We start from the raw sequence: 25,924 nt of genomic DNA on the forward strand, positions 1-25,924 counted from the left end.
CCTCCCCGCGTGACGCATCCGTGCACGCGTGGACATGGTGAAGTGTTGCTTCAAAGTGCTGAGACAACCGTTTACCCGCTTTCGCGAATAAGTGCTGGAGTTGCCAAATCGGCAAGTGTATACTTACCGATATGGAAACTCCCGAGGTTACCGCAGCCGAAGCCCGTCGCGCGCTCGAGCAGCTCGGTAAGGATCGCGGCCGCGCCGCCGTGCGCATCACGGCGCCGTGGTGGTACTTGTTGATGGAGGGCCTGCTGCTCGCCGCGTTCATTCTGTGCTTCGCCCTCAGTGACCCGGGCTTCTACATCGGTGCCAATGCCATCGGCTTCAGCTACATCGTGCTCGGCCTGTTACGCCGCGTTTTCACGCGCACGACGGCAGAGCCGTGGTCCGACGCCCGCACCTGGCGCGGTGGGCTCGTGCAGGTTGCCATCATCGTGCCGGTTATGGCAGTGGGCGTCCTCGCGCATCGGCAGGTCGACGAGCTGTGGATCCTGGTCGTGACGGCCGCAGTCGTTCTCGCGCTGAAGCTCGTGTTGGGCGTTCGAATGGAACGCGCCTTCGCGCGGTCGGTCGCCCAGGGTGCCTGACGCCGAACAGGCGGCCCAGTTCAACGAGACGATCCACGGCGCCGTGCGGCTGCGGGTGTGTGCCATGCTCCATCAGCTGGGCACGACCGAGTTTCGCCTGCTTCGCGACAGCCTCGAGGTGAGCGACCCCACGCTCAGCAAGCACCTGCGCATTCTGGAGGCCGCCGGTTATGTCGACATCATCAAGGGGATTGTCGACAGCCGCCCGCGCACCCGGGTGCAGCTCACCGAGTCCGGTCGCTGGGCTTTCCAGGGCCACGTGGCCTTCCTGCGCACGATTACGGGCGCAATCAACGCCGAGCCGTGAGTTTCGACCCGAAAAACCGCGGCAAGACTCCCGGGTCGGCGAACAAAACTCACGGCTCGACGGGCGGATGCCTACGCGCACGGCTCGGCAGAGCGGATGCCACTTCTCAGGCCGCACCCTGCGCGGCGGCCAGACGCAGCACCCGGCGGTGCAGCGGCACGCTCACCTTCGCCGAGCCGGCCAGCGCCAGACGCTTCCAATCGCGACGACGCGCAGCGAGCAGCACCAGGCGCCAGGTGAGTCGGGAGCGCAGCTCGGCGACGATCTCGTCGCGTTCGTCGGCGTCGTACGGGCCGTTCAGGGCGTCTTTCAGCCCGGAGAGCAGCACGTAGCGCAGTCGAAAGTAGCCGTACGAGTTCGATCCGATGATGCGGGTGTCGAGGGTGATCGCCACCGTGGTGACAGCCTGCTCCACCAGCAGCAGCGACTCAGCCCGGCGCGACCCCGAGCGGACGATGGACCCGCCGCGCACGACATAGGAATAGAGCACATCGCTAATGACGGCCACGTGAGTGGCGGCGGCGAGCAGCTGAGCGACCATCGCCAGGTCGGAGTGCACCCGGGCCGGGGTGAACTCGATCTCGCGCGTGAGCTCCCGGCGGAACAGCTTGTTCCACAGATGACCGGTGAGCTCGCCGTCGAGCAGCATTCCAAAAGCCTCGGCGCCGGTGATCGGACCGTTCAACAGGGGCGCAGCCAACGGACGCCGCTGCCCGGGATAGACGTATTCGGCGCCGCAGACGATCACGTCGGCACCGGTCGACCGCGCCGCCGCCACGAGTTTCTCGAGCGCCGACACCGCCCAGTCGTCATCGCAATCGACGAACCACAGAAATTCACCCCGGCTCTCAGCCACCGCGCGGGCTCGTGCCCGGGCGACTCCGCCGTTCTGCTCCTGCCGAAAATACGAAACGTTCGCGGCCGCGGCCGCGGCCCGCGCGCCGATTGCGGCCGTCGCATCCGTTGAGCCGTCGTCGACCACGATGATCTCGACCGACTCCGGGGATGCGCCGAGCGTCTGCTGCAACAGTCGATCGATGGCGCCTTGCAGAAAATCCGCCGCGTTGTAGGCCGGAACGATGACGCTCACGACCGGATGCCGGCTCGTGCCAGTGCTGCCCTCCTCCGGCCGCCCGGCGGCATGCGCCCCATTCACGCGGTGAGCTTTCGAATGCTGTCGGTCAGCTCCCGCAACGACGCACGGGCCTCGACGACGTGGCGCAGAATCGGCTCGCGGCGGCTGATCACGTCGCGGGCCCGGCGCTCGAGCGCTGCCGGGTCGAGCAGCGTCCAGCCGATCGTGGCGCCCCTGATGCCGACCGCGTCGAGGGTGCGGGCCGCCTTCGACGGCCCCGCGTCAGCGATCACGAGCGGCAGTGCGCCCTCAGTCAGCCCGATCACGGCGGCATGCAGGCGGTCACTCACCACGAGCATCGACCGCTGGTACACGCCGCGCAGGCGAAGCTCCTGCGCGGCATGGTCCGGGCCGTCCCAGACCAGGGCCGTACCCCCGAGCGAGACCGCGAGTTCTTCGGCGAGGGGCCCGTCGCGTTCAATCTGCGACACGGTCACGATCTCGAGTCCGAGAGTGTCGGCCAAACCCCGCAGTGCCGCCAGCCAGGCCTCGTCGGGGCGTCGCCCGTTGTACCGCACCGAGACAGCGAGCAGCGGGCGATCCGCGGTGGACGCGAGCAGGTGGGCATCCGCGGCTCCCGTGGCGAAGGCCCAGTCGGGAGCGATACGGCCGAGCCCCATCGCCGAGCGGCTGTAGGCGTCGCGCCAGGCCACCAGGTCGCAGAGGCGCAGCGTCGCCGCCACCGGAATGCGCCAGCCCGTCTTCTGCCGCACTCCGAACCCGGCGTGCACGGCATGCCCGCCGCGCAGCCGGTTGAGCGCGAGGTGCGGCGCAAGTCGCAGGTAGCGCAGGGCGTAGGCGCGTTGCAGCTCCATTTCACCGGCATTGAAGGCATAAACGGATGCCTCCCGCAGCGTCGACCGCGAAATTTCGCGTCGCCACTCGGCACTCGTGCGGAACACCCGATCTTCGTCCTGCAGGCCGAGCCCGCTCAGGTACGAGTCCGATCGGGCGCCGACGAACACCTGCAGTTCGCCGGCCCCGCGCAGGGCATCGAGAAAGGCCCGCCGCAGCACGGTGTCGCCGATATTGTCGACCTGGCCCATAGCCGAGGCGAAGATTCTCATGTGCGCTCCACGACCCGCAGCAGCACCCGTTCCAGGTCGGAGCCGCTGGCCTCTTCCGAGAAGCGGGCCAACCAGGGTTCGATGTTGTCGAGCGGTAGCTCGGCCGCCCGCAGGATGGCGTCGGCAAGGTCGACCGGATGCGCGGACAGCGCGAGTTCCCCCGTGATTCCGGGCACAATCGCATCCGCTACCCCGAGCGCCCCCGAAACGGCGACCGCCGGATATCCGGCCGCTGCGGCCTCGACCAGCACATTGCCGAAGCCCTCCCGGCTCGAGGTGAGCAGGGCCACCGCGTTGTCGCCGAAGTGGTCGAACCAGTTCTCCACCCAGCCACGGTGGTGAAAGACCACGTTCTCCTGCCGGGCCGCGGCCTGGACGTCGCCCAGCAGCGGGCCGCCGCCGAACGAGACGACCTCGACGAGCACGCCGCGGCGGGCGAGCTCGGCGGCGGCCGCGATGGCGAGCAGCGGCCGCTTCTGCGCCACCAGCCGGCAGGCCAACACGATCTGAATCCCGTTGGCCGATCCGGGGCGACGTCGGGGCGGCGCGACGATGGTGGTGGCGCCGGCATCGATGGATTCCATGCCGATCAGCTCCCCACCCACCTGGGCGCGCGCGCCCGTCGTACCCTGACCCCGCGGGGTGCCGCGCAGCTTCGCCGTCGCCGGGTTGGCGACGACGGTGATGCGGTCGCCGCGCACCCCGAAAGCCGCCACCATCTCAGCGGCGACCGGATGCGAAATGGCGATCACGTGGTCGGCCCACCGATACAGGCGCTTGGCGAACCAGATCTTCACCCGGTGGGCCAGAGACGAACCGGGCAGTCCGAGCGACACCAGGTTGCGCTCGCTCACCAGCACGCGCGGCCGCAGTCGCACCGGAATCAGGTGGGCCGCCGTCAGCAGCACCAGGTTGGGGTGCGCCTGCAGGGAGATCGCCACGTCGGGCTGCCAGTCGAGCAGGCGGCGGCGCAGTGCGGCGGCCTTGTGCAGATGTCCGTGCTGGGCCGAGAGGGATGAGGCTGCAACCCCGTCGGGCAGGTATTCCGGATTCACCTCGGCGGCGGTGAGTACGACACTCACTTCATAGCCCTGATCGGCGAGCCACCCCATCCAGGTGCGGGCCACAAATTCTGCCCCGCCACCGTGCAGTGACGGTATGACAAAGAGGATGCGGCGCAAGGCTGGGTGCCCGCGCGCATCGTCGGACGGGGTCTGCGAGGAGAGTGTCATGCGGGGCCTTGTCTGTGGGGAGTCGGGCTCAGGGCAGGGGAATGGGGACGCTGTGCACTCGGCAATCCCGAGAAGTTCAGGGCGGCCAAGCGCTGTACCTCGGGTAGCCGCGCGGCGAGACGGTCGCGGTAGCTCGCCCGGTTGGCCAGCACTGCAAGGGCCACCGGAATCATGCGGTCGGCCAGGCCGACGCCCGGTTCGACGCACAGCTCCTGGGTGTCAAAGAGACGCATCATGCCGGCGACCTTGCCCTGGGTTGACAGGGCCACGGCCGGCACCTCGTGGAACATGGCCTGCACGGCCAGGTGCATGCGACCGGTCAGCACGATTTCGGCGCCGGCACACAGCCCGCGCACATCGGCCGGGCTGAGCAGCCGGTTCACCAGGACGACCCGGGAATCCGCCCCTTCAGCCTCGGCCACGCGGTCGAACACCGCCCGGCAGGCGGCCGCATCGTCGCCGCTGGTGCGCACAACGTGCGGCAGTAGTACCACCCGGAGCCCGTCCTCTAACAGCGCGGTGACAATTCGGGCGTACTCCGTGGTCTGGTCGAACCGGCGGCCGACCAGCGCGCTCGCGTTTACGACGGCGTAGCGGGCTGGCGTCGCCCCGAGATATTCCCTTACGGCCAGGCCGGAACTCGTTCGGGCGGCGAACACGGCGTCGGCGACATCCACCACGTTCTCGAAACGATCGGCGCGGGCGCGCTCGCCGGAGACCGGGTCGCGTAGCTGCAACCGCGTTCCCATCCGGCCGGCCCGGGCGAGCGACCGGCGCACCCCCACATTGGCGTGGCCGTTCCAGCTGAAGCCGAGAATGCGCGCTTCGACGCCCACGCTGCGCGCCAGGCTGGCAACATCCGCTCGCCGCGAGGAGGCGCGCACGCTGTAGGCGCCGTCCATGATGTCGGCGCCGATCACGGTCAGTGACAGGGCTCTGTAAAGTACCGGAGCCAGCGAAGCCATGGCCTGGCGGTGCACCCGCCCAGTGCCGTAGACCAGGTGTGGAATCGGCACGAGCTGAGCCCGCCAGGCGTGCTGCGTGGGGATCCGCACGTCGGCCGGCCGACGCACGAGCACCTGCACCGGCCCATCCACGTTTTCGAGAAAAGTCTCGACCATGGCCTGATCGCCGATATTGCCCTCGCCGGGCGGGGCGACGAGCACGTGCGAACGCTGGGCGCGCGCATCGAGCGGGCGCAGCTGGTTTATTGCGCGTCGAAGCGCGCCGCGATCGCGCAGGTAGGGCAGAGCGGATGCCGCGGCCAAGCCGTGGACGACCCGGTCCAACCGGCGGATGATGCGCCGCCGGGTGCGGCCGGCCGTGCGGGTACGCGCGGGGGTGCGGGCGGGGGACAGCTGGTCGGAATCGGTGTTCGTGTCGGTATCAACGGTCGGGCTGCCCGATTTCGACGACCGTGCGGAGCGCAGAAAGCTGCGGGCTTGAGTGATCGAGCGCACATCTCGGCGAAAAATCGGCCAAATCAGCATGACGACGCCGATCGCGGCGAGCAGCGCGACCCCGCCGACGGCGACGCGAGCGAACGAAAGTTCAATCGGAATCCACTGCACGGCGGCCCAACTGACGCCGGTGGCGAAACCGTAGCCGAGAATGGCGCGCACGCCGGCCAGGAACATGGCGCGCGCCGGCGCATCCGTTACCCGGCTGATCCACGCGAGGCCGATCGGCCAGATCAGCGCGACACCGATCGAATACCCGGCGGCGACGCCGTAGACGCCCCAGAGCGAGCCGACCAGCACGAATGCCACGAGCAACGGCCGGGTGGTGAGGGCGAAATACAGGTTCTGTTTGGTGGCACCCTTTGACAGAAAAACCCAGTAGGTCGCATAGGCAGCGGCTTCGAAGAACCCGGCAATGGCGAGAATCTGAAAGATCGGTGCGGAGCCCAGCCACCGACTACCGAGGGCGATGCTGATGATTGGCAGGGCTTGGGCGCAGGAGAAGGCGAGCACGATGGTGACCGCGTGCAGCATGATGGTCTGCCCGAGCAGAATGAACCGGTCGTACTTGGGCGGGTCGTCCTGCAGCCTGGCCAACACCGGCAGGGCCACCCTGGTGGATGGACCGTTGATCTGGTTGAGCGGCAGTAGCAGCAGCTGGAAGGCCCTGTTGTAGAGGCCGAGCGGGCCGGCGCCGAGGGTGGCACCGATCACGATCGTGTCGGTGTTGCGACTGGCGTAGCCGAGCAACTGCGTGCCAGCCAGGTTCGACCCGAATACGATCAGGTGGCGCATGGGCGCGGCGCGGTGATACCAGCCGGGAAACCAGTTGGTGACCGGAATGAGAATGATGATGGTGAGAATGCCCTGGCTGATCTGCTGCCCGGCGAGAGCCCAGTAGCCGAAGCCGTTCAGTGCCATCACGATACCGACGAAGAGGCCGCCGACCTGCGCGCCGATCTCCGACCCGGCGAGGGCCACGAAGTGAAAGTTGCGGTTGAGGTCCGCTCGAAACTGGGTGGCCAGGCCGTTCAGCAGAAATGTTCCGGCGAGCACCTGGCTGAGCAGCACGAGCCGATCGTCGCCATACAGGGTGGCGATGAGCGGGCTGAGCAACATCGCGAGCAGCATGAGCGCAAGCCCGATCACGCTGTTGATCCAGAACAGGTTGTCTTTCTGGTGCTGGCTCAGGTCGCGCACTTGAATGGCGGCCGACGACAGCCCGAAGTTGCGCAGCACCTCACCGACGCCGATGATCGCCGCGACCGAGGCGACCAGGCCGTAGTCGCTCGGGTCGAGCAGGCGCCCAAGCACGACGATGCCGCCGAGCTGCACGCCGATACGAATGAGCTGGCCGACCAGGGTGGTCGATGCTCCGCGCCCGGCGGTGCGGCCGAGTCCTGCGGTCGAGCGGGGTTTCTCCGGAACGTTGGGGGTTCCCGGCTGAATCGTCGCGGTCAACGGATGCTCCGCCCGGCGGTGCGCCCGGTTAGTTGCAGGGCCCGCAGGTAGGTGTGATAGCTCTGCAGGCCGAGCGTTTTCCAGTCGCGCCCGGAGAGTTGCGGGCGCGGGCGCGGGCCGGCTGCGCGCATCCGCTCGAGGGTGCCCAGTAGAATCTCTGGCGTGAGCTCGCCCTCATAGAGGTAGATCCAGTCGGGGCCGACTTCCTCGGCCAGGGCCAGGTTCGACGCCGTCGACGGCACGAGCACCGGGCGATCGAGCGACAGCGCTACGAGCAGCACACCCGAGTTGTGCATTTCGCGGTAGGGCAGCACGACCAGCTCGGCCCCACCGACCTCGACCACCAATTCTTCGTCGGAGACGAAACGCAGCACCGAGCTGATGCGCGCATCGCGGGCGGCTTGCGTGCTGATGATCTCACCGAGCCCGCTCGAGGGCCGACCCACAATGCGCAGCGCGAGGTCCGGGTCGGGTAGGGCCCGGAACACCTGAAGCAGCGTTTCAACGCCCTTGTACGGGCGGATCAAACCGAAATAGAGGATGCGCCCCTGCACCGGGTCGGGCAGCGGCATGCTCCTGAAACGGTCGCGATAATGACCGTGCAAAATGGTGACCGCCCGAGACTCCGGTTCGACCGGTGTGGTCGGGTTGAGCCGGATGATGAGGGCCGTGCGGGCATCGAGCGCGTCGAGCGCGCGGGTTTCGGCGTCGTGACCGGCTTCGTGCGGGGTCAGGTTGTGCGCGGTGCGCACGATCGGAATGCGCTGCAGCCTGGCGCGCAGCAGCAGTGCATACAGCGCACCGCGGCGGAGCCGGGCCTTCAGCGGCCTCGGCGCGCGAATGAGCAGCTCCGGCCAGTGCACGTGAAAAACGTCATAGCGGCCGAGCAGCGCGGTGCGCCAGGAGAAGAATCGCATGGTCACCGCATCGGGTGCGCCCTCGACGACCTGGTTGACGTACCGGGTGCTGCCGTCGGGCGGACTCAGTGATTGCAAGACTGTCAGGTTTACTTTAATCGCGGTCATCATGCCCATTCCCCTTGCGGGCCGGTGAAACGGATCGGCTCAAACGTGAGAATCTGTCGGTTTAGCGTAGCGTGCGGGTGGCTCGAGCGTCAGAGCTGCGCATACCCCCGTTTGGGGTGTACGAAAGCCCGTCGCGTAGTGGGCGCGCGGCCGGGCTCGAGCGGGCCGGCGGCATCCGCTCGGGTGGGGTTCAACGCCAGAATCAGCAGCAGGCCGAGCAGCAGGTGCATCGGTCGCAGGGCGTCGATAGCGTTGAAACCGGCGATGCAGATCGTGTACGCCACCAGGGCTGCGGCCGCGCCGACCGCCCGGCGGGACAACGCGTGCGCGATGGCCGAGCCGATCATGAGCAGGAACAGCACCAGGCCGGGCAGCCCGATGCTGATGAGCAGCTGCAGCAGCGAGTTCTCGATGGTGACCTCGTTGAACAGGCGCCCGGTGATGCCAGAGGTGCCAGGGCCCGAGCCGATCCAGCCGGCGAGGTTCGCTGCCTGCACCGACACCCACACGCCGAGATCGCGGGCCTGTGAAGACAGTTCGGCTTCGACGGAGTTGTTGCGGGCGGTGAAGGCGTCGAACTGGAACAATCCCACCACCGCGATGACAAAGAGCCCGGCCAGCAGCGCGAATTTGCCCCAGCGCTTTTCGCCGCGCAGCATGAGGGCTGCCGCGTAGGCGAAACCGATGGCGATGGCAGCGGCGAGAATCGCCCCGCGCGAGACGGTGGCGACCAGGCCGAGGCCGCTGAAGACGGCGGCGGCGAGGGCGGGCTTGGAGTTCTCCCGAAGCCAGACGCCAATGGCCAGGGCGCAGGCGACGGAAAAAAACAGGGCGGCGAAGAGCGGATGCCCGAATGACGCGTCGGCCCGATACACCGACCAGTGCTGGTGGTCGGTCAGCCCGAGCACCGAGAACAGGCTGCCCCAGATCGGGTTGAAGCGCAAAACACCTTCGACAACCGCGTAGGCGCCGAGCCAGGCGCCGAGCAGCAGCCAGGTTCGACGAATCCAGTACGCCTCCCGGGTGCTGGTTCCGATGCACAGCGGCAGCAACACGGCGGCACTGAAGCTGATCATCCAGCCCAGGCTCGCCTGCAGGTCGGTGGTCCGCGCAAGGGTGAACAGCGTCCAGACCAGAAACAGCAGGGCGAAGTAGCGGGTGGCTGACCGGAAGCGGGCCGGCGGGGTCGCGGGGCCGGCATCCGTTTTCGTCGGTAGCAGGCGTCTTATGGCCCAGATGACGATGATCATGGTGGTTAGCGGCAGAGCGCCGATCGGGCCGTCCTGCGGCAGGATGCGCGCCGGAACCAGCGCGAAGGTCACGAGCGCGACGGCCGGCAGGATGTGCGCCGGCAGCAGGAACAAGGTGACGACGGCGGCAAAGGCGAGCAGGGTGAGCGGAATCAGAATGATGCCAACGGTGGTGATGAATCGTGGCAGCACCACGCTCGCCACAATGACGAACAGGGCGGCGAACACGACCAGAACGACCGGCGTGCTGCGCAATCGGCGCAGAGTGGAATCGAACATCGGCCGCCTCGGATGGTAGTGGCGCAGGAATGGATCGGGTATCGCGCAGCACTATTGGTGCGAATAGCCGCAACGATAACACGTGAGTTTTCCTCAACGCCAGCGGAACAGCTGAAAACCGGTATTCGGGTCAGCAGGACGGTGTGAACTGGGCCTTCACGAATCCGGCACTCTGGTACGCGAATTGGTAGGCCCAGGTGCCGGGATCCATGGGCTGGGCGGCGCCGATCACCGCGAGTTCCCCGGCGAAGCACCGGCTGATCTGCACCCGGGCCCGGCTCACGTGATAGCTCGAGGTGACCACGATCACCCGGTTCCAGCCGCGTTCGGTCGCAAACGCCGCGATCGCCTCTGCCTCACCGCGGGTCGTCGTGGGGTGCGGATCGAAACACTCCACCGTAATCGCCGTGCCCGGTACCGGCACCGCTCGTGCACACAGATTCGCCGGTCGGGTATCACCGCCGAACGCATCCGAGATAAAGATATTCCCGCTGTACCCGGCTTCGGCGAGATGCACGGCCTTCGCCACCACGGCGGCGCTGCCGAGTCCGCCGAGTACGACGATGGCGTCGGCGGAGACCGGTTGGTCCTCGCGGGGAAACATAACGGTTCGCGTGGTGACCGCCAGTAGCCCCACGGTCAGAAGTACCAGGCCGGTGAGCACGATCAACGCGCGCTGCCGGCGGGGTCGTCTCACTCGTTGAGCGGCAGCATCCGCTCTGCTGGTCGGGCTTCCACCGCCGCGGCCGGAGGGCGACCGGAGAACCAGGACGGCACGGAGAACCCGTAGCGCAGCACCGGCAGGTCGCGCACCAGGCGCCAACACAACAGCGAGGCAGCGACGGCGCCTCCGGCGACCAGCACGGGCAGCACCGGACCGAGGCGGTCGAGCCAGGTCTGCCCCCGCCCGAGCAGTAGCAGGCTGGTCAGGGCTGAGACGAAGAGAACGTGCACCACGTAGATGGGCAGGGTGTTGCGGCCCACGTAGGTCAGCCAGGTGAACGCGCGAAAGCCCACCAGGAAGCGCGCCAGGAGCAGGCCGGAGCCGAGGGCGGCGAGGCTCACCAGCACGAGGCTGCCGGTGATGAACGGCACCCGGGCATCGACGGTGAGGATCACCCCGGCCAGCACGAGGAAGCCCGCGCCGAAACCGAGCCCGAGCCAGAGGGCGCCCAACCGGCTCGGCCGGTTGACGAAGGCCAGGATCCGCTCGCGCAGGTAGCAGCCGAGTAGAAAGTACACGAAATAGCGGCCGATGCCGTTCCAGGCGATGTTGCCGGTGTCGGCGCGCGCGAAGAACAACACCGACAGCACGGCGGCACCGCCGATCTGCACCCGCCAGTCGACCCGGTTTCGCAGCAGCTTCGCGGCCACGAAGAACAAAGCGAGGGCATAGAGAAACCAGAGTCCGTTGCTCGGTCGCACCGGGGCGAGCAGCAGGTCGACCGGGTTGGTCTCATCGAAGCCAGCGGGGTTGGGCAGCAGGGAGAAATAACCGAAACGGATGACCGTCCACAGTAGGAGCGCCCACACCAGCAGGCTCAGCCGGGTGCGCCACAGGGCCGGCCAGGTGCGTTTGATGATCGAGCCGGCAAAGAGCCCGGAGGCGAGAAAGAACAGCGGCATGCGAAACACGATGAAGACGAGATTGATCTTGTTCCAGAGTTCGGGGGCCAGACCGGAAAGAACCGTCCACTGCACGGCATGCGCCAGGGCTACGAGCAGAATGGCAATGCCCTTGGCGCCGTCGACCCAGTTGACCCGGGTGCGATCGATTGCGCTGCCCACTAGGACCTCTCTATCAGACCGACCACTGTGCGAAGGTTTTGATCATGTCGGTGTGGGCAAAACCCGGCGTCCCGTGGGCGAGCGTGTGGTACATCACTTGGGCATTGGCGGCGACCGGCTTGATCTTATTAATCAGGGCGAGGCCATTCCTGCTCGGCACGACGACGTTATCGGGGTGGGCATCATCGGAGACGAGCACCTTGACCCGGCTGTTGGTCCATGGGGTCGCGCTGATGCGTGCGGGGTTGGTTCCCTTGATCAGGGTGAGGTCGTTGCCGTAGGCGTCTCCGACGTGGGCCTGGTTCTTGGTGTCGTAGGCGTAGAGCCACTCGTTGTCATAGAGACCGTTGACCATGTACAGGCCGCGAATATACGGGATGAGCTTCTTGCCGTAGGTGTAGCAGGCCAGCGACCCGCCAAACGAGGTGGCGCGCAGAAAGTTGCGGCGCACGGTGTAGAGCGAATTCAGATAGGTCCAGGCGTTCTTCTGGGCCGTGGTGGCGATGGAGTTGGTGTACTGGGTGCCGCCGGCGTTGATGCAGATGGCGATGCTGTTCTGGTCGACCACCAGTTCGCCGGGGTATTTGAAGCCGCCGTTGAGGGCGTTGTGGGAGCTGGAGGCCGCGTGATAGAACCACACGGCACCGATTGCGGCGGTCGAGTTCATTGAGATTGTCTGGGGAATGAACAGGCGCGCGCGGTCGCCGCCGATGTTCACTTCGACGTTGTCGTAGAGCTTCCTGCCCTTCTGGGTGAGCACGTTGGAGAGGCGCGAGATCTCTCCAGGTAGTTTCGGGGCGGTAGCAGCGAACGCGGCGGGTGCGCCGAGCGCACCAAAACCGAGCGTGGCTGCGCCAGCAGTTGACAAAGTGAGAAACTCTCGACGCTTCATTCTGCCGAAGATAGCAGAGAGAAACGACGAGGTCCAACCCGAAATGTTAGCGAAGGTGGATTGGGTGGGGCGTCGGACGTGGTCCCAGGGTGAACCGCAGCACGACGAGCGCGAGAATCGTGCCGAATACTGCACCGATACTATTAGCGACCACGTCGTTCACGGTCGCGAACCGTTCGGGCAGAAAAATCAGCTGGCCCAGCTCGATCATGGCGCTGATCAGGGCGCCGGCCACGGGGCCGAGCCACCAGCGGCGCGCTCCGGCGAGCACAACGACGAGCAGGCCGACCGGAACGAACAGCGCGACATTGGCGGTGAACTCAATGGTGTCGTAGCCGAACCGGTTCGGCATCCCGTGTGCGTGCAACCAGGTCACGAAAGCTCCGATCGACCCGTGCACGTCGCGGTCGACCGGCGTGGGCCAAAACGCGATCAGGGCGAGCGCCGCCAGGTAGACCAGAGTGATCCACAGGGCGCCGCGGCGCAGCAGGCTATGTCGACGTCGTCGAATCGCGATCATGGCCCCTCCTGCTTGTTCGTCAACTCTGCCTTACCCAGCGGTAGCGGCTGGCCCGTTGCCGGCGAACAAAGCCAGGCCCGTGAAGAAGACCCACTTGTGGCCGTACCGGTCGCCGACCCGGCCCGCCGGAATAAGCGCGAGGCCGAAGGCGAGGGCGTAACCGGAGATGATCCACGACAGGGTGGCCCCGCTGGCGTCGAGGCTCGTGCGGATGCTCGGCAGCGCTCACGATAGTCGTGTCCAGCAGCGCCATGAACATGCCGACCAGCAGCACAACCAGCGCCTGCCAGGCGCGGCGTGGAACGACGGATGCTGGGGGGATGACGGGCGTAGAAGACACAGGAGATACTACAACGAAACCCCCGCTCGGCTTGAGCGGAGGTTTCGTTTTATATTGCTATTACTGTCGGGGTAACAGGATTTGAACCTGCGACCTCGTCGTCCCGAACGACGCGCGCTACCAAGCTGCGCCATACCCCGATGGCCCGTGGGCCTCAATCAGTATAGGCGCTCACACCCTCCCGCGACGAATTGAGTCGGCAGTTAGGCGGAGGTGAGGGTGAGCAGCGTCGCCTCGGGCGGGCAGGCGAAGCGTACGGGCGCGTAAATGGAGGTTCCGAGACCGGCCGAAACATTCAGGAATGCCGTACGCAAGCCATGGTTCCAGAGGCTCAAGCCCTTGACCTGGCGCCGTGGAATATCGCAGTTGGTTACGAGCGCGCCGAAACCCGGCACGCAAACCTGGCCTCCGTGGGTGTGGCCGGCGAGAATCAGTTGGGCGCCATGGTTCACAAAGGAGTTCAGCACCCGCTGGTAGGGCGCGTGAGCAACACCGACGGTAAGAGTGGACCGCGGGGCCGCCGCTTCTTCAGGGTCGGGCCAAACGTCGTCGCCGAGCGGATCGTTGGCCCGCAGGTCGTCGATCGCCCGTGTGATCAGGTCGAGCCGGTCCCGCCCGATGTGCGGGTCGTCGACACCGAAGAACTCCACGTGGGTGTCATTCAGATCGAGAGCCTCAGCCGCATTGTTGATGTCGGTCCAACCGAGATCGGCAAACACCCGGCGCAGCGCATCGGTGTCGAGCTCCTCCCGGCGAATGGTGCGCCGGCTCGACGGCCCGCCGAAGTAGGTGAACGGGTTCTTCACCTGCGGCCCGATGTAGTCGTTGGAGCCGTTGACGAACACACCGGGAATGCCCCGGAACGGTGCGAGGGCATACTCGATGCCACTGACGCCGTCTTCATGCCCGAGGTTGTCGCCGGTATCGACGACAAGGTCGGGTTTCAGGGATGCGAGGCTGCGCACCCACTCCTGCTTGTTCTTCTGCCAGGGCGCCATGTGCAGGTCGGACAGGTGCAGCACCCGGATGGATGTCGACCCCGGCGCGAGCACCGGAACGCTCACCTCACGCAGCGTGAATCGGTTGCGCTCCACGAGCGCGCCCCAGGCGAAGGCGGCCAGGCCGACCGCGCCGGCTGCCGCGAGCGACGTGCCGACGAGTCGCCCGCTCTCGCCGAGGCGACGGAGCGCGGTCATCCTTTCTTGCCGGTGTCAGTGCCCTGACCATCGGCGGCAGCCGGCGCGGTGTACTTGCCGATGACGATCGTCACCCCGTCGCCGGGACGGCTGGCCGTTCCCTCGCCTGGCTGGATCGCCACAACCTTGCCGTCCTGCGCCTTGTCGGTGGTTGCCTGTTCGAGCTTGGCCACGCTGAAACCGTAGGGGGCGGCGGTCAGCGCGGTGCGGGCATCCGCTTCGGTCTTGCCGATCACGGCTGGAATCACGACTCCGGTGCCGTCGCTCGAAAAGGCGGTGACGGTGGCACCGCGAGTGGATGCCGCGCCGCCGGCTGGATCTGTGTTGGCCACGGTTCCGGCGGGCATCTCTGAGCTGGTCACGCCGCCGTCGACGAACAGGAACCCGGCGGCCTCAATGGTGGTCTTGGCTTCGGCCATCGACTTGCCGCGCACGTCGGGCACCGGAACGGCGACCGCGTTGATCACGCTGGAGGACGCCTCGGGGAAGTCGTCTCCGCCGTATTTCGCGTTGGCGGCCGACATGACGATCGGCCAAATGCGGTGGCGCGCGGTGGCGGGGTACTTGCCCAGCAGATTGTACCGGCTGCTGCGCTGACTCTTCCAGTTGTTTCCGCCGACGTTGACCACTCCGACCACGGTGGCGACCTTGGTGGTGGCGCCGCTCATCCAGGTGTCCTTGGCGCCGTCAGTGGTTCCGGTCTTACCGATCATGGGAAGGCGGGGAGTCGTATTGCGGTTGGAATCGGTGGCTGTTCCATTGGTCATGACCGTTTTCATGGCGTACTGCATGCCGGCAGCGACCGAAGGTTCGACCGACTGTTGGCAGTTTGACGCGGGGATCGGCAGCTCGGTGCCGTCTGTGCCGATGATTTTCGTGATTGCGACCGCACTGCAGGTCATGCCGTTATTGGCGATGCCCGCGAAGGCGACTGCCATCGTGAGTGGCGCGATCTCATTGGTGCCGATGACCGACGCGGCGCCCTGATCGAGGGCGTTGCCGTCCGCCCGGTGCACTCCGAAATTTTCGGCGGTCTTGCGGATGCCACAGAGGTCGAGCTTCTTGGCCATGCCGATGAAGCCCGTGTTGATGGAGCCCGTGGTGGACTGCAGGGCCGAGTAGTTGGTTCCGCTTTCGTTGGAGTCGTTGCGCGGGTTGAAGGGCGGCGTGTCGTTGTCGTAGTTTTTCACGCCGAGGCAGCTGTCCTGAAAGTTGCCCCAGTTGGACTTGCGGCGGGAATCAACCCGCTCGGTGAGGGCGTGGCCTTCCTTGAGCCATTCGGCCAGGGTGAACACCTTGTAGGTTGACCCGGGCTGGAATCCGCCGGACCCGCCGTAGGCGAAGTCGGTGTTGTAGTTGATGCTCGTGTAGTTGGCGCCGGTGGCCTGCACGGCCGGGTCCTGGCTGTAGTCCTTGTTCTGGGTCATGACCAGCACGTTGCCGGTGCCGACTTGCACGCTGGACACGACGCCGCCGACGTTCCAATCGTTGTAGGTCTTCGGAACGTTGGCGTTGAGCGCAGCGACGGCGGTGGCCTGAAGCTCGAGGTCGAGGGTCGTGTAGACGTCGAACCCGCCGCGGGTGAAGTTGTCAATGCGTTCTTCTTCGGTCGCGCCGAAGGTCACGTCGTTCTTGAGAATCTTGGTCACGTAATCGCAGAAGAACGCGTTGTCGCCGGCGGTCTGGCAGCCGGTGCTCGGCACGGTGATGACGGGCTCGATCGGCGCTGCGATGGCGGCGTCGTAGTCGGCCTGCGCGATCTTGTCGTACTTGAGCATTTCATTGAGTATGTAGTCGCGCCGCACCTTGTTGGCGGCGTAGCCGTTGGCCGCGCCGTTGGTTTCGCTGTCCGGGCGGTCGAGCTGAAACTTGACCGGGTTGTTCACGATCGCCACCAGGCTCGCCGCCTGCGGCAGGGTCAGGTTGAGTGCGTTGGTGTTGAAGTAGTAGTTGGCTGCGGCTTCGATGCCGTAGACCGTTCCGCCATAGCCGGCGATGTTCAGGTAGCCGCGAAGAATGTCTGCTTTCTCGTACTCCTTCTCGATGCCGATGGCGAGGCGCATCTCGCGCAGCTTGCGGTCAGCGGTGGGTAGGGTGGCATCGTCGTAGCACGCGTCGGCCGCGTCGGCGTCGGTCATGACCTCGCACTTTTGAATGAGCACGTTCTTCACGTACTGCTGCGTTATCGATGAGCCACCGCGGGTGCCGCCGCCGGCCAGGGTCTGCACAGCGCCGTTGAAGCTGGACTGAACATCCACGCCGCCATGCTCCATGAAGCGCGGGTCTTCGCCGGCGATCGCGGCGTCCTTAACGAACTGGCTGATCGCGTCGGACGGAACGTCGACCCGGTTCTGCTCGTAGAACGAGGCCAGGAGAACGCGGGTACCCACCGGATCCTCGGCGTTGGTCGACGCGTAGATGTTGCTCTTTTGGGCGAGCCGATCGATGGAGAGGTACTCGGGCAGGTTGTCGAACACGTTGATGGTGTTCGTTGCGGCTATGCCGGAGAGGGCAACGGCTGGGGCGACGGCGGCGGTCACGAGAATGCCGGCGACGGCGCTCATCCCGACGAGACCCAGGAAACCCCCCAGAGCCCCGCTCACGGTTCGATTTTTGGCAGACATACACTTGAGCGTAAGCGACAAATCTGAATGCCCGCCTCAATAGGAGTCACATGCCCGCCTGGGAGTACCTCACAACGCCGTTGATGATCCACAACACGGCCGCCATTTTGAACAATTGGGGCTCTGACGGGTGGGAACTCGTTCAGGTTGTAACCGGCCCCGAAGGCGGCCTGGTTGCCTACCTGAAACGCCCGCTCGCCGCCAAGGAAGAGGCCTGATCGTGTCGAAGATCGAAGCACGTCTGGCCGAACTGGGCCTTGAATTGCCGAGCGTCGTACCGCCGGTAGCCGCGTACCTGCCCGCCGTGATCAGCAACGGGTTCGTCTTTACGGCGGGCCAGTTGCCCATGGTGTCTGGTGCGCTTCCGGCCACCGGCAAGGTCGGCGACGGTCACGGCCTCGTTCCCGCCGCCGACGCCCAAGAATATGCCCGCACCTGCGCCCTCAACGGCCTCGCCGCCATCAAGAGCGTCATCGGCTCCCTCGACCGCATCACCCAGGTGGTCAAGGTCACCGGCTTCGTCGCCTCCGACCCGGCCTTCACCGGGCAGCCGTCCGTGGTCAACGGAGCCTCCGACGTGCTCGTGGAGATCTTCGGCGACATCGGCCGCCACGCCCGTTCCGCCGTCGGCGTCGCGGTGCTGCCACTGGATGCGCCGGTCGAGATCGAGTTCGTCGCCGCCTTCGCCTAACCGCCGTTATTTGCGTTGCTCGAGCCGGGACATCCGCTGTGAAACGGATGCCCCGGCACGCGTTCCGTAGACCTGTGCCGGTCGCTCGACCCACCGGGTCATCGCTTGCGCCATCAGCAGGCTGAGCGGCACCGACGCCAGAGCGCCGAGCCACCAGCGCCCCGGCCCGGCGAGCAGAGCAAAGGCCACCACGATCGGAAAATGCACGAGGTACAGGCTGAAGCTGATGGAGCCCAGCCAGGTGAGTAGTTGGCGCGGCCACTGATCGCGTACCCGCTGCGCAGCCGGCCAGAACGCCACGGTCGCCACGATCACGAACGCGCCAGCCACCCGCAGCGACAGGGTGACGTCACTCCACGCTCCGCTGGTCAGCGGGCGCAGCATCCAATAGGCCACGAGCAGCAACGAGCCGAGCGTGGCCAGGGCCCATCCGAGCAGGCGACCGCCAGCCCGTTCGACCAGTCGATCGCTGCACCGCTGAAGTTCGTCAAAGTTGGCAGCCAGCAGGGCGCCGAGCGCGAACGGCGGCAGGTACATGAGCGGCTGGGTCGTTGTGACGTAGCCGAGGCTGGCGAGGGCACACCAGAAAGCGGCCCAGAGCAGAACACGGCGCACCGGGGCGCCGACCAGGCTGCGGGTGAACGCTGCGAGGGCGACAAACACGGGCAGTAACAGTGAGAACCACATTTCCCAGACCAGGGACCACAGGGGCGGGTTGATATCAGGGCGCCGGGTTTCGCCGATGATGCTGGCTTCCCGCAATAGGTTGTCGAGGCCGAGGTCTGGGGTGTCCTGCCTGGCCAGCCACGGCCCGCCTTCCGCGCCCACCATGCGTGGCACCAGCACGATCCAGATGACAGCGAGGCCCACCGACACCAGCACGGGCACGGCCAGGCGGATGACGCGGCGCACGTAATAGGCCACCCAGTCGTACCGCGCACCATTCCGGCGGGCAACCAACGGGGACCTCACGAGTACCAAGCCGCTCAGCACGAAGAACACCAGCACGAACTCGGGTCCGGCGAGCAACACCTTGAGTGGGGACAGGGTAGCCCACCAGCCAACGGAGTACACGGTCACACCGGCACTCGACTCGTAGGCTGCGGCGATCTGCGGCACCGTCATCGACACGTGGTGCACCAGAACGACCACGGCAGCTACCCCGCGCAGCGCATCCAGCCGGCCGAGGCGACCGCGCCCGGGTGTCGCTGCTTCGGTCATTCCCACACAGTAGGACCTCTGGCTGGTTTCGGGACGGGTGCGTGCATAACTCCTGCAATTTGTGGGGGCCGCGCGAGACATCCGCAGCGTGAAATCAGGGGCCAGATCTGCAACGTCGGTGAATTGCAGGAGTTATGGTTTCCGGGGAACAGCAACGGCCGCCTTCCGGAGGGAAGACGGCCATCGCTTGGTGGTGGCTGGCTACTTCTTCATTTGTGCGGTGATGGTATTCATAACCATGGTGTCGGCGAGGGTGGTGACGTCGCCGACGTCGCGTCCCTCGGCCGCGTCGCGCAGCAGGCGACGCATGATCTTGCCGGAGCGGGTCTTCGGCAGTTCGTCGACGATGTAGATGTCGCGCGGGCGGGCGATGGCACCGATCTGCTGGGCCACGTGCGCCCGCAGAATGCTCACGATGTCCTCGTGCGAGGCGATCTCGGCCTGGCTGAACTTGATCACCACGAAGGCGACGACCGCCTGACCGGTGGTCTCGTCGGCCGCCCCGACCACGGCGGCTTCAGCCGTGAGCGAGTGAGCCACGAGGGACGACTCGATCTCGGCGGTGGACAGGCGGTGGCCCGACACGTTCATGACGTCGTCGACGCGGCCGAGCAGCCAGATGTCACCGTCGTGGTCGAGCCTGGCGCCGTCGCCGGCGAAGTACAGCGGGCCGTCCTTCGCGCCGGTCGTGCCCTCGAACTTGTCCCAGTAGGTTTCCTTGAAGCGTTCGGGGTCGCCCCAGATGCCGCGGAGCATGGCCGGCCAGGGCTGGGTGACCACGAGGAGCCCGCCGTTTCCATGGCCCACATGTACGCCGTCGTCGTCGAGCACGTCGATGGTGATGCCCGGAACCGGAACCTGGGCGGCGCCCGGCTTTGTCTCGGTGAGACCGGCGAGAGCCGAAACCATGATCGCTCCGGTCTCGGTCTGCCACCAGGTGTCGACGATCGGCGTGATGTTGCTGCCGATGACCTCGCGATACCACATCCAGGCCTCGGGGTTGATGGGCTCGCCCACCGAACCGAGCACGCGCAGGCTCGATAGGTCGAACTTCTGCGGAATCTGACGGCCCAGCTTCATGAAAGTACGGATGGCGGTCGGCGCTGTATACAGAATCGAGACCTTGTACTTCTCGATGATTTCCCACCAGCGACCGGTGTGCGGGGAATCGGGGGTGCCCTCGTAGAGCACTTGGGTGGCGCCGTTGGCGAGCGGACCGTAAACCACGTAGCTGTGTCCGGTGATCCAGCCGACGTCGGCGGTGCACCAGTAGACATCCGTTTCGGGCTTGAGGTCGAAGACGTTCTGGTGGGTAAACGCGTTCTGGGTGAGGTAGCCGCCGCTGGTGTGCAGGATGCCCTTGGGCGCGCCGGTCGTGCCCGATGTATACAGGATGAAGAGCGGGTTCTCGGCCGGGAAAGCCTCAGCCTCGTGCTCGGGAGAGGCGGTCTCCATGGCGTCGGTCCACCAGATGTCGCGGTCGTTCCACTGCACGTCCTGGCCGGTGCGCTTGACCACGAGCACGTTCTTCACCGAGGAGTCGTTGGTCTGCAGGGCGGCGTCGACGGCCGGCTTAAGGGCACTGATCTTGCCCTTGCGGTAGCCGCCGTCGGCCGTGATGACGAGCACGGCGTTGGCGTCGTCGATACGGGAGCGCAGGCTTTCGGCGCTGAATCCGCCGAAGATGACGGAGTGCACTGCGCCGATGCGGGCGACGGCGAGCATGGAGATGACGGCCTCTGGGATCATTGGCAGGTAGACGGCCACACGGTCTCCGGCGGTGACGCCGAGCCCGAGCAGTACGTTGGCGGCTTTTTTGACCTCGGTGGTGAGCTCGGAGTAGGTGTAGCTGCGGGAATCGCCGGGCTCGCCCTCGAAGTACAGCGCGACGCGGTCGCCGTTGCCGGCCAGAACGTGGCGGTCGAGGCAGTTGTAGGCGACATTGAGTTCGCCGTCTTCGAACCACTTGGCGAACGGCGGGTTGGTCCAGTCGAGGGTCTTGGTGAACGGCTTGTGCCAGTGCAGCAGATTGCGGGCCTGATCAGCCCAAAACGAGGCTGGGTCCTTCTGCGCGGTGGTGTACAAGTCCGGCGTCGCTACTGTCTGCGCTGCGAACTCGGGAGTGGGCGCGAATCGACGCGATTCGTGCAGGAGGGTGTCAATTTTTTCTGTCATATGTGTAATTCGCTCCTTTGCGGTACGTGCATGCAGGACATTGCCAGCTCCCTTGAACCCTAGCGGTTCTTGGCCAATCTCTGTATACACAAACGAAATACGGAGAAATGGACCCCCGTTTCAGGGTAATTTTGCACCCCCCGCCCGAGTGTCCTCTCTAATGAGGACATTGGACTTGCATTTTGAGCGCGGCTGCGTAAACTAAAACACGTCTGAACGAAAGTTTTGACCAGCATCGCGTACGGTTCCCCCCAATCTGCGCGGTGCTAGGCGGCACCTGTTCCCCCCAATAGGTGCCGCCCCTTCTATTTAAGCCGTTCGACTGTTCGTGGCGCGGGCGCGGAGTTTACGGCGCGGGCGCGGAGTGATCTGGGTGCGAAGTCGCGCTGGTGCGGCTCCTCCCCAGCACCCTAGCTAAGCCGGCTGTCCACCGATTAGGCCGGACAACCCGGCGCCGGGCCGGCTCGCCGTACCGTCGAAGCATGGGCCAGCCATTCGTCGCCGTTCCGTCGTACGCCGTTCTTGGCGCTGCCGTTCCTGGCGCTGCCGTTTCGGATGCTGCAGTCTTGACGGCGGTGGCCGACCCCTGGGCGCCGCCGCCGGTCGACCCGCCGGTGGCACGCCCGGGCACGTCAAGAGCGGCAGTCGCACCGGCTCCCTCGAACTCGGCCCGGCACCGTTCGACGACCACGGATACCGCTGGGGCCAGACCACAAATCGACCCGGCGGCCGCAGTCCCGCCGCCGGGCGGCAGCGAGCGCCTGAACGTGCGGGCGCTGGGCCCGCTGGCCAGCTATGCCGCGGCCCCGGAGACCACTGACCTGTTCGTTAACGGAGATGCCGGCCTATGGATCGACGCGGGGCACGGCCTAGCCTTCGCGCCGGCCTGGCAGCTCGGCGAGCCCGCAGTACGCGAGCTGGCCGTGCGGCTGATCGCCCTCGGCGGGCGGCACATTGACGAAGCGAGCCCGTGCGTCGACGTGCGGCTGGCCGACGGAATTCGGGTGCACGCGGTGCTTCCGCCGGTCTCGAGCACCGGAACTCTGCTCTCGATTCGCCTGCCGCACGCCGCCGACCGCAGCCTTGGTGCACTTGCTGATGCCGGTCTGTTTGGTGTGGGGGAGGCATCCGCTGCCCGCTTGGGCCGGCTGCGCGCCGCGGTTCTGGGCCGACAGAATCTGCTCATCACGGGTGCCGCCGGGAGTGGAAAAACCACGTTGCTGGCGGCGCTGCTCGGCGAAGCACCGGCCGACGAGCGCATCGTCGCGATCGAAGACGTGGCGGAGTTGCGCATTCGGCATCCGCACGTGGTGGCCCTCGAGGCCAGGCAGGCCAATCTGGAGGGGGCCGGGCGCATCGGTCTGGAGGCGCTGCTGCGCGAGGCGCTGCGCATGAGGCCGGATCGGCTCGTGCTCGGCGAGTGCCGCGGGTCGGAGATTCGGGAGTTGCTCGCCGCGCTCAATACCGGTCACGACGGCGGAGCGGGCACGCTGCACGCCAATTCGCTCGAAGACGTTCCGGCACGGCTGGAGGCGCTCGGTTCTCTCGCCGGCATGAGCGCCGCGGCCGTGGCCCGGCAGACCGTGAGCGCGATCGGCCTGGTGCTGCACTTGGAACGCACCGACGGGGTACGCCGACTCGACGCGGTCGGCCGGTTCACCCTCGACGGCCGCGATCGGCTCTCGATCGAGGCAGTCTGATGTCTCGCGTTCGACCAGCCACGATTCGGCGAGAGTACGACCGTGCGCCGGGCTGAGCTGGTACCGCCGATCGAAGAGGTCGCGGCGGTGACCCAACGCCTGGCGGTACTGCTGTCGGCGGGTGTTTCTCCGGTGTCGGCCTGGGGCTACCTGTTGCCTGCGCGGGGTTCGGCCGCGGTTGGTGCGCCGATCGCGGACGAGCCAACGGGCAACACCTCGCAGGGACCGGGCCGGGCTGCGGTAGCCGTACCGATCGGGCGTCGGGCGGGTTTGCCGCGTGCGGCCCCGGTGGGCGCGGCCGGCAGAGCGGGCGCGGTGGCATCGGGGACCACGGGCATCCTGCGGGCTGCAGAGCGCGCAGCGGCTCGGGGCGACAGCGTCGCCGACGCGATTGCCGGTCAGGCACGACGGCAGGGCCGCGACAATTCATCGGAGGGCGGCGCCGGGCGCGCGGCGGCGGCTGCCGTGCGCGGTCGACGACGAGGCGACGCGTCCACTCAGGCTGAGCACGCCTGGCTCGGACTCGCCGCGGCCTGGCAGGTCGCAACCCAGGCCGGGGCGCCGCTGGCCGGCTGTTTGCGGGACCTCGCTGCGTCGCTGCGCGAACTCGCCCAGGTTCAGCGCGATCTCGAGGTGGCGCTGGCGGCTCCGCGCGCGACCGCACGACTGGTGATGGTGCTTCCGCTGATCGGGGTCGTTTTCGGCAGCCTCATGGGCTTCGATTCCCTGCACACCCTGTTCGCGACCGTGCCTGGGTGGGTCTGCCTGGGCGGTGGCGCTCTCCTGATGCTCGCCGCTGCAGGCTGGAACCGCGCGCTGGTGCGCCGGGCAGGCCCGACCGATCTGACGCCGGGGCTGAGGCTGGAACTCATGGCCATTGCCATGAGCGGCGGAGGGTCGATCGATCGTTCCCGCGCACTGGTGCAGGCTGCCGCCGAGCGCTACGGCCTTGCACCGGGCGATGCCGGCGACCCGGTCGACCGGGTACTCGACCTGTCGACGCGTGCTGGGGTTCCCGCGGCAGAACTACTGCGCAGCGAGGCCGAACAAGTGCGGCGCGATGCCCGCAGCGCGGGGCAGCGCCGGGCCGCGACGCTCTCTGTGACGCTCATGCTGCCGCTCGGCCTGTGCGTGTTGCCCGCGTTCATGCTGGTGGGCGTGGTTCCCTTGCTGCTCAGCGTGCTCTCCTCCACCCTGACCACATTGTGAAACTGTCCACAGAAAAGCGGATGCCGCCGCCCGGTCCGGCGGATCGGAGCAGACTGAACGTGCTCGTGCCGCCCAACCCGCGTCGATGGACGCCGAAGGAGACGAGTCTGTGTATACAAAGACCACCCTGAAAAAACTGGCCGACGAGGCCGGAGCGGCGACGGCCGAATACGTTGTCGCCACAATGGCCGCGGTCGGATTCGCCGGGCTGCTTATCGTCATTCTCCGTGCATAAGAGAAGAGTCTCTGATTAGTCCCTGCGCGCCACGATGGCCGCCTCGCGCATGACCTCGGTGATGTCGAGGTGAAGTGCGAAGCAGAGGTCGTCCAGCTGATCAACATCTAGCACTCTGATGCCCCGAAGGTACTTCGACAGCTGTGATTGAGAAATTCCCACGGCAACGCCAAGCATCTCCTGGGAAACACTGGTCTGATGAAAAGCCCGTTTGAGGATGGCCGCGACCGCTACGGTTAGCGGACCAGGTTCAGTTACTCCTCCGGACGACACCGTTCGAAACTATCGCGCCAGGCGGTCGCTGCTTACTTCCTTCGCGATGTGAGTTCATTTGAACTACGCTCAAGGCATGGAGAAGCGGCAACGTCGCCTTCTAGTGGCGCACTCGGTAGATGCTGAGATGGCCCGTCAAGGGTGGTCGCGAGAGCGACTGTCCAAGTCCCTGAAAATTCCCTTAGCCTCACTCGAAAGAATTCTCACGGGCGAGACTGCAGTCGACATTGACACGCTGGATGAGATCGCAGCCGCCCTCGGGGTTGCTGTTGATTCTCTCCTTGGATCCACATAACGGCGACGCTGAGCCATTGTGGATCGGGGATCAATGTCTACTGTCGTTTTGGATTCGTTCAAGCTAGAGGCTGCGGCCCAGAGCGTCGGGATCAACGGTAGGAGTGCGCTCATTCAGCACCTGGGATTGGACTACATGCAACCAGTGACCTTGTTGATGGTGGCTACGATTCTCACCCGTCTGCCTATCCAAGCCGGTGCCGTTTTTCACTTCGCCGAATCTGGTCAGAGCGCAGCGTGATCCCGCGCCCGGTTCGGGCATGGAATTCGCGCCCGCTAGGCTCGTGGCAACACAGGGGGAACGATGATTGAGTATTGGTATATCTCACTTCCGACGCAGGCAGGCAAACGGCTCAAAGGCGAGTCAGTTGAGGATCATGCGAATCGAGAGCTGAATGAACTAGCTGATCGCGGCTGGGAAGCGCTGAGTGCGACACGCCCAAGTGCGATCGGCGCCATCGGGTTCCTGCTGCGCAAGCTAAAGAACTCATGAGTGCCGTGCCACCGAGCAGTCGCATGCCCCCGGGGATACAGGCACCGGGCGGCGCGAGCAAAACCGGGTGCGGCAAGGGCTGCCTCTACGTGCTCGGCGGTTTTGTCGTTCTCGTAGGCATCAGTGCTGCTATCGGCTTCGGTTCGGCGGGTGATTCTAACGACGCACCGAGTATGAATAACAGCTATGAGGCGATCGCACAATGTGAGGCGCGCATCGACAAGCTGCTGAAGGCGCCGGCGACGGCCGACTACAACACTGATGCCATTGGATCAGGTGCTGGGCCCTGGACTGTAACCGGGACGGTTGACGCTGAGAACAGCTTCGGCGCGAATGTGCGAGCTGACTACGGCTGCACGGTGACGATGCAGGGGGACATGGCGACTACGGCTGTGGACTACTTCAACGAGTAACAACGGCCTAATGCCGGATCGACTACTTGACGCGTAGCATCCTGCCCCGCATTT

Annotated in this window: 26 protein-coding genes and 1 tRNA gene; 10 read left to right on the top strand and 17 right to left on the bottom strand. The window is 66.1% G+C overall.

Annotation, left to right across the window (positions count from 1 at the left end; translation table 11 throughout):
* Positions 1-131 precede the first annotated feature (131 nt).
* Both CJ028_RS01190 and CJ028_RS01195 read left to right on the top strand, forming a co-directional pair.
* A complete protein-coding gene (locus CJ028_RS01190; RefSeq protein WP_105033456.1) occupies positions 132-590 on the top strand; it encodes a hypothetical protein in 459 nt (152 codons plus the stop codon).
* Positions 583-897, top strand: a complete 315-nt coding sequence (locus tag CJ028_RS01195) for a transcriptional regulator (RefSeq protein ID WP_240607018.1) — start codon at positions 583-585, stop codon at positions 895-897. The genes CJ028_RS01190 and CJ028_RS01195 overlap by 8 nt, the downstream gene beginning before the upstream one ends.
* A 106-nt stretch (positions 898-1,003) precedes the next feature.
* Here CJ028_RS01195 and CJ028_RS01200 read toward each other — a convergent pair whose 3' ends face one another.
* The 14 genes from CJ028_RS01200 to CJ028_RS01260 all read right to left on the bottom strand — a co-directional run bounded on the left by CJ028_RS01200 (position 1,004) and on the right by CJ028_RS01260 (position 17,145).
* Positions 1,004-2,053 (bottom strand): glycosyltransferase family 2 protein, encoded by a 1,050-nt coding sequence (locus CJ028_RS01200; RefSeq protein ID WP_161498855.1) that lies wholly within the window; start codon positions 2,051-2,053, stop codon positions 1,004-1,006.
* Positions 2,050-3,099 (bottom strand): polysaccharide pyruvyl transferase family protein, encoded by a 1,050-nt coding sequence (locus tag CJ028_RS20835; protein ID WP_161498856.1) that lies wholly within the window; start codon positions 3,097-3,099, stop codon positions 2,050-2,052. The genes CJ028_RS01200 and CJ028_RS20835 overlap by 4 nt, the downstream gene beginning before the upstream one ends.
* Positions 3,096-4,331 carry a glycosyltransferase gene (locus CJ028_RS01205; protein ID WP_105033458.1) on the bottom strand — a complete coding sequence of 412 codons (1,236 nt, stop codon included), beginning with the start codon at positions 4,329-4,331 and terminating at the stop codon, positions 3,096-3,098. Before CJ028_RS01205 ends, CJ028_RS20835 begins: the two co-directional genes overlap by 4 nt.
* Complete coding sequence (locus CJ028_RS01210) at positions 4,328-7,252, bottom strand: oligosaccharide flippase family protein (protein ID WP_105033459.1); 2,925 nt, start codon at positions 7,250-7,252, stop codon at positions 4,328-4,330. The genes CJ028_RS01205 and CJ028_RS01210 overlap by 4 nt, the downstream gene beginning before the upstream one ends.
* Entirely contained in the window at positions 7,249-8,280 is a 1,032-nt protein-coding gene (locus CJ028_RS01215; RefSeq protein ID WP_205683906.1) for a glycosyltransferase family protein, read from the bottom strand. Before CJ028_RS01215 ends, CJ028_RS01210 begins: the two co-directional genes overlap by 4 nt.
* 86 nt (positions 8,281-8,366) lie before the next feature.
* Positions 8,367-9,806 carry an O-antigen ligase family protein gene (locus CJ028_RS01220; RefSeq protein WP_105033460.1) on the bottom strand — a complete coding sequence of 480 codons (1,440 nt, stop codon included), beginning with the start codon at positions 9,804-9,806 and terminating at the stop codon, positions 8,367-8,369.
* Between the two features lie 130 nt (positions 9,807-9,936).
* Positions 9,937-10,503, bottom strand: a complete 567-nt coding sequence (locus tag CJ028_RS01225; protein WP_129590337.1) for a YdcF family protein — start codon at positions 10,501-10,503, stop codon at positions 9,937-9,939.
* On the bottom strand, positions 10,500-11,594 hold the full coding sequence (locus tag CJ028_RS01230) for an acyltransferase family protein (RefSeq protein ID WP_105033462.1): 1,095 nt from the start codon (positions 11,592-11,594) through the stop codon (positions 10,500-10,502). The genes CJ028_RS01225 and CJ028_RS01230 overlap by 4 nt, the downstream gene beginning before the upstream one ends.
* Before the next feature lie 13 nt (positions 11,595-11,607).
* Positions 11,608-12,462: a hypothetical protein gene (locus tag CJ028_RS01235; protein ID WP_205683907.1), complete on the bottom strand. Its 855-nt coding sequence runs from the start codon at positions 12,460-12,462 to the stop codon at positions 11,608-11,610.
* A gap of 70 nt (positions 12,463-12,532) precedes the next feature.
* Positions 12,533-13,006: a VanZ family protein gene (locus CJ028_RS01240; protein ID WP_105033464.1), complete on the bottom strand. Its 474-nt coding sequence runs from the start codon at positions 13,004-13,006 to the stop codon at positions 12,533-12,535.
* 30 nt (positions 13,007-13,036) lie between these two features.
* Positions 13,037-13,228 carry an MFS transporter gene (locus tag CJ028_RS21265; RefSeq protein WP_338064122.1) on the bottom strand — a complete coding sequence of 64 codons (192 nt, stop codon included), beginning with the start codon at positions 13,226-13,228 and terminating at the stop codon, positions 13,037-13,039.
* Positions 13,229-13,412: 184 nt separating this feature from the next.
* Positions 13,413-13,486, bottom strand: a tRNA-Pro gene (locus CJ028_RS01250).
* A gap of 63 nt (positions 13,487-13,549) precedes the next feature.
* Positions 13,550-14,542, bottom strand: a complete 993-nt coding sequence (locus CJ028_RS01255) for a metallophosphoesterase (RefSeq protein WP_105033465.1) — start codon at positions 14,540-14,542, stop codon at positions 13,550-13,552.
* Complete coding sequence (locus CJ028_RS01260) at positions 14,539-17,145, bottom strand: transglycosylase domain-containing protein (protein ID WP_240607019.1); 2,607 nt, start codon at positions 17,143-17,145, stop codon at positions 14,539-14,541. Before CJ028_RS01260 ends, CJ028_RS01255 begins: the two co-directional genes overlap by 4 nt.
* 71 nt (positions 17,146-17,216) lie before the next feature.
* On the opposite strand from CJ028_RS01260, the gene sp36 reads away from it, so the two are divergent.
* Together sp36 and CJ028_RS01265 are read left to right on the top strand one after the other, a co-directional pair.
* Positions 17,217-17,384, top strand: a complete 168-nt coding sequence (gene sp36, locus CJ028_RS21055) for a Sp36 family protein (RefSeq protein WP_167395121.1) — start codon at positions 17,217-17,219, stop codon at positions 17,382-17,384.
* A gap of 2 nt (positions 17,385-17,386) precedes the next feature.
* Positions 17,387-17,857, top strand: a complete 471-nt coding sequence (locus tag CJ028_RS01265; protein WP_105033467.1) for a RidA family protein — start codon at positions 17,387-17,389, stop codon at positions 17,855-17,857.
* A gap of 6 nt (positions 17,858-17,863) precedes the next feature.
* Here CJ028_RS01265 and CJ028_RS01270 read toward each other — a convergent pair whose 3' ends face one another.
* Together CJ028_RS01270 and acs are read right to left on the bottom strand one after the other, a co-directional pair.
* Positions 17,864-19,078, bottom strand: a complete 1,215-nt coding sequence (locus CJ028_RS01270) for an acyltransferase family protein (RefSeq protein ID WP_161498857.1) — start codon at positions 19,076-19,078, stop codon at positions 17,864-17,866.
* Positions 19,079-19,279: 201 nt separating this feature from the next.
* A complete protein-coding gene (acs, locus tag CJ028_RS01275; protein ID WP_105033469.1) occupies positions 19,280-21,253 on the bottom strand; it encodes an acetate--CoA ligase in 1,974 nt (657 codons plus the stop codon).
* Between the two features lie 482 nt (positions 21,254-21,735).
* On the opposite strand from acs, the gene CJ028_RS01280 reads away from it, so the two are divergent.
* From CJ028_RS01280 to CJ028_RS01290, 3 genes are all read left to right on the top strand, one after another.
* Positions 21,736-22,953 (top strand): TadA family conjugal transfer-associated ATPase, encoded by a 1,218-nt coding sequence (locus CJ028_RS01280; protein ID WP_105033470.1) that lies wholly within the window; start codon positions 21,736-21,738, stop codon positions 22,951-22,953.
* A gap of 42 nt (positions 22,954-22,995) precedes the next feature.
* Positions 22,996-24,162 (top strand): type II secretion system F family protein, encoded by a 1,167-nt coding sequence (locus tag CJ028_RS01285; protein ID WP_105033471.1) that lies wholly within the window; start codon positions 22,996-22,998, stop codon positions 24,160-24,162.
* Between the two features lie 109 nt (positions 24,163-24,271).
* The gene (locus tag CJ028_RS01290) at positions 24,272-24,397 is read left to right on the top strand and encodes a DUF4244 domain-containing protein (RefSeq protein ID WP_240607020.1); all 126 of its coding nucleotides are present in this window, start codon (positions 24,272-24,274) and stop codon (positions 24,395-24,397) included.
* Between the two features lie 15 nt (positions 24,398-24,412).
* Here the strand turns inward: CJ028_RS01290 and CJ028_RS21665 are convergent, their stop codons facing one another.
* A complete protein-coding gene (locus CJ028_RS21665; protein ID WP_148666430.1) occupies positions 24,413-24,670 on the bottom strand; it encodes a helix-turn-helix domain-containing protein in 258 nt (85 codons plus the stop codon).
* A 127-nt stretch (positions 24,671-24,797) separates the two neighbouring features.
* Between CJ028_RS21665 and CJ028_RS21860 the strand changes: the two genes are divergently transcribed.
* The 3 genes from CJ028_RS21860 to CJ028_RS01310 all read left to right on the top strand — a co-directional run bounded on the left by CJ028_RS21860 (position 24,798) and on the right by CJ028_RS01310 (position 25,870).
* Positions 24,798-24,965 carry a helix-turn-helix domain-containing protein gene (locus CJ028_RS21860; protein WP_369126450.1) on the top strand — a complete coding sequence of 56 codons (168 nt, stop codon included), beginning with the start codon at positions 24,798-24,800 and terminating at the stop codon, positions 24,963-24,965.
* A 303-nt stretch (positions 24,966-25,268) separates the two neighbouring features.
* On the top strand, positions 25,269-25,457 hold the full coding sequence (locus CJ028_RS20575; RefSeq protein WP_129590338.1) for a hypothetical protein: 189 nt from the start codon (positions 25,269-25,271) through the stop codon (positions 25,455-25,457).
* Positions 25,454-25,870, top strand: coding sequence for a hypothetical protein (locus tag CJ028_RS01310; protein ID WP_129590339.1), 417 nt, complete (start codon positions 25,454-25,456; stop codon positions 25,868-25,870). Before CJ028_RS20575 ends, CJ028_RS01310 begins: the two co-directional genes overlap by 4 nt.
* Positions 25,871-25,924: the final 54 nt, after the last annotated feature.

Source organism: Cryobacterium aureum (assembly GCF_002954245.1).
Lineage (GTDB): Bacteria > Actinomycetota > Actinomycetes > Actinomycetales > Microbacteriaceae > Cryobacterium > Cryobacterium aureum.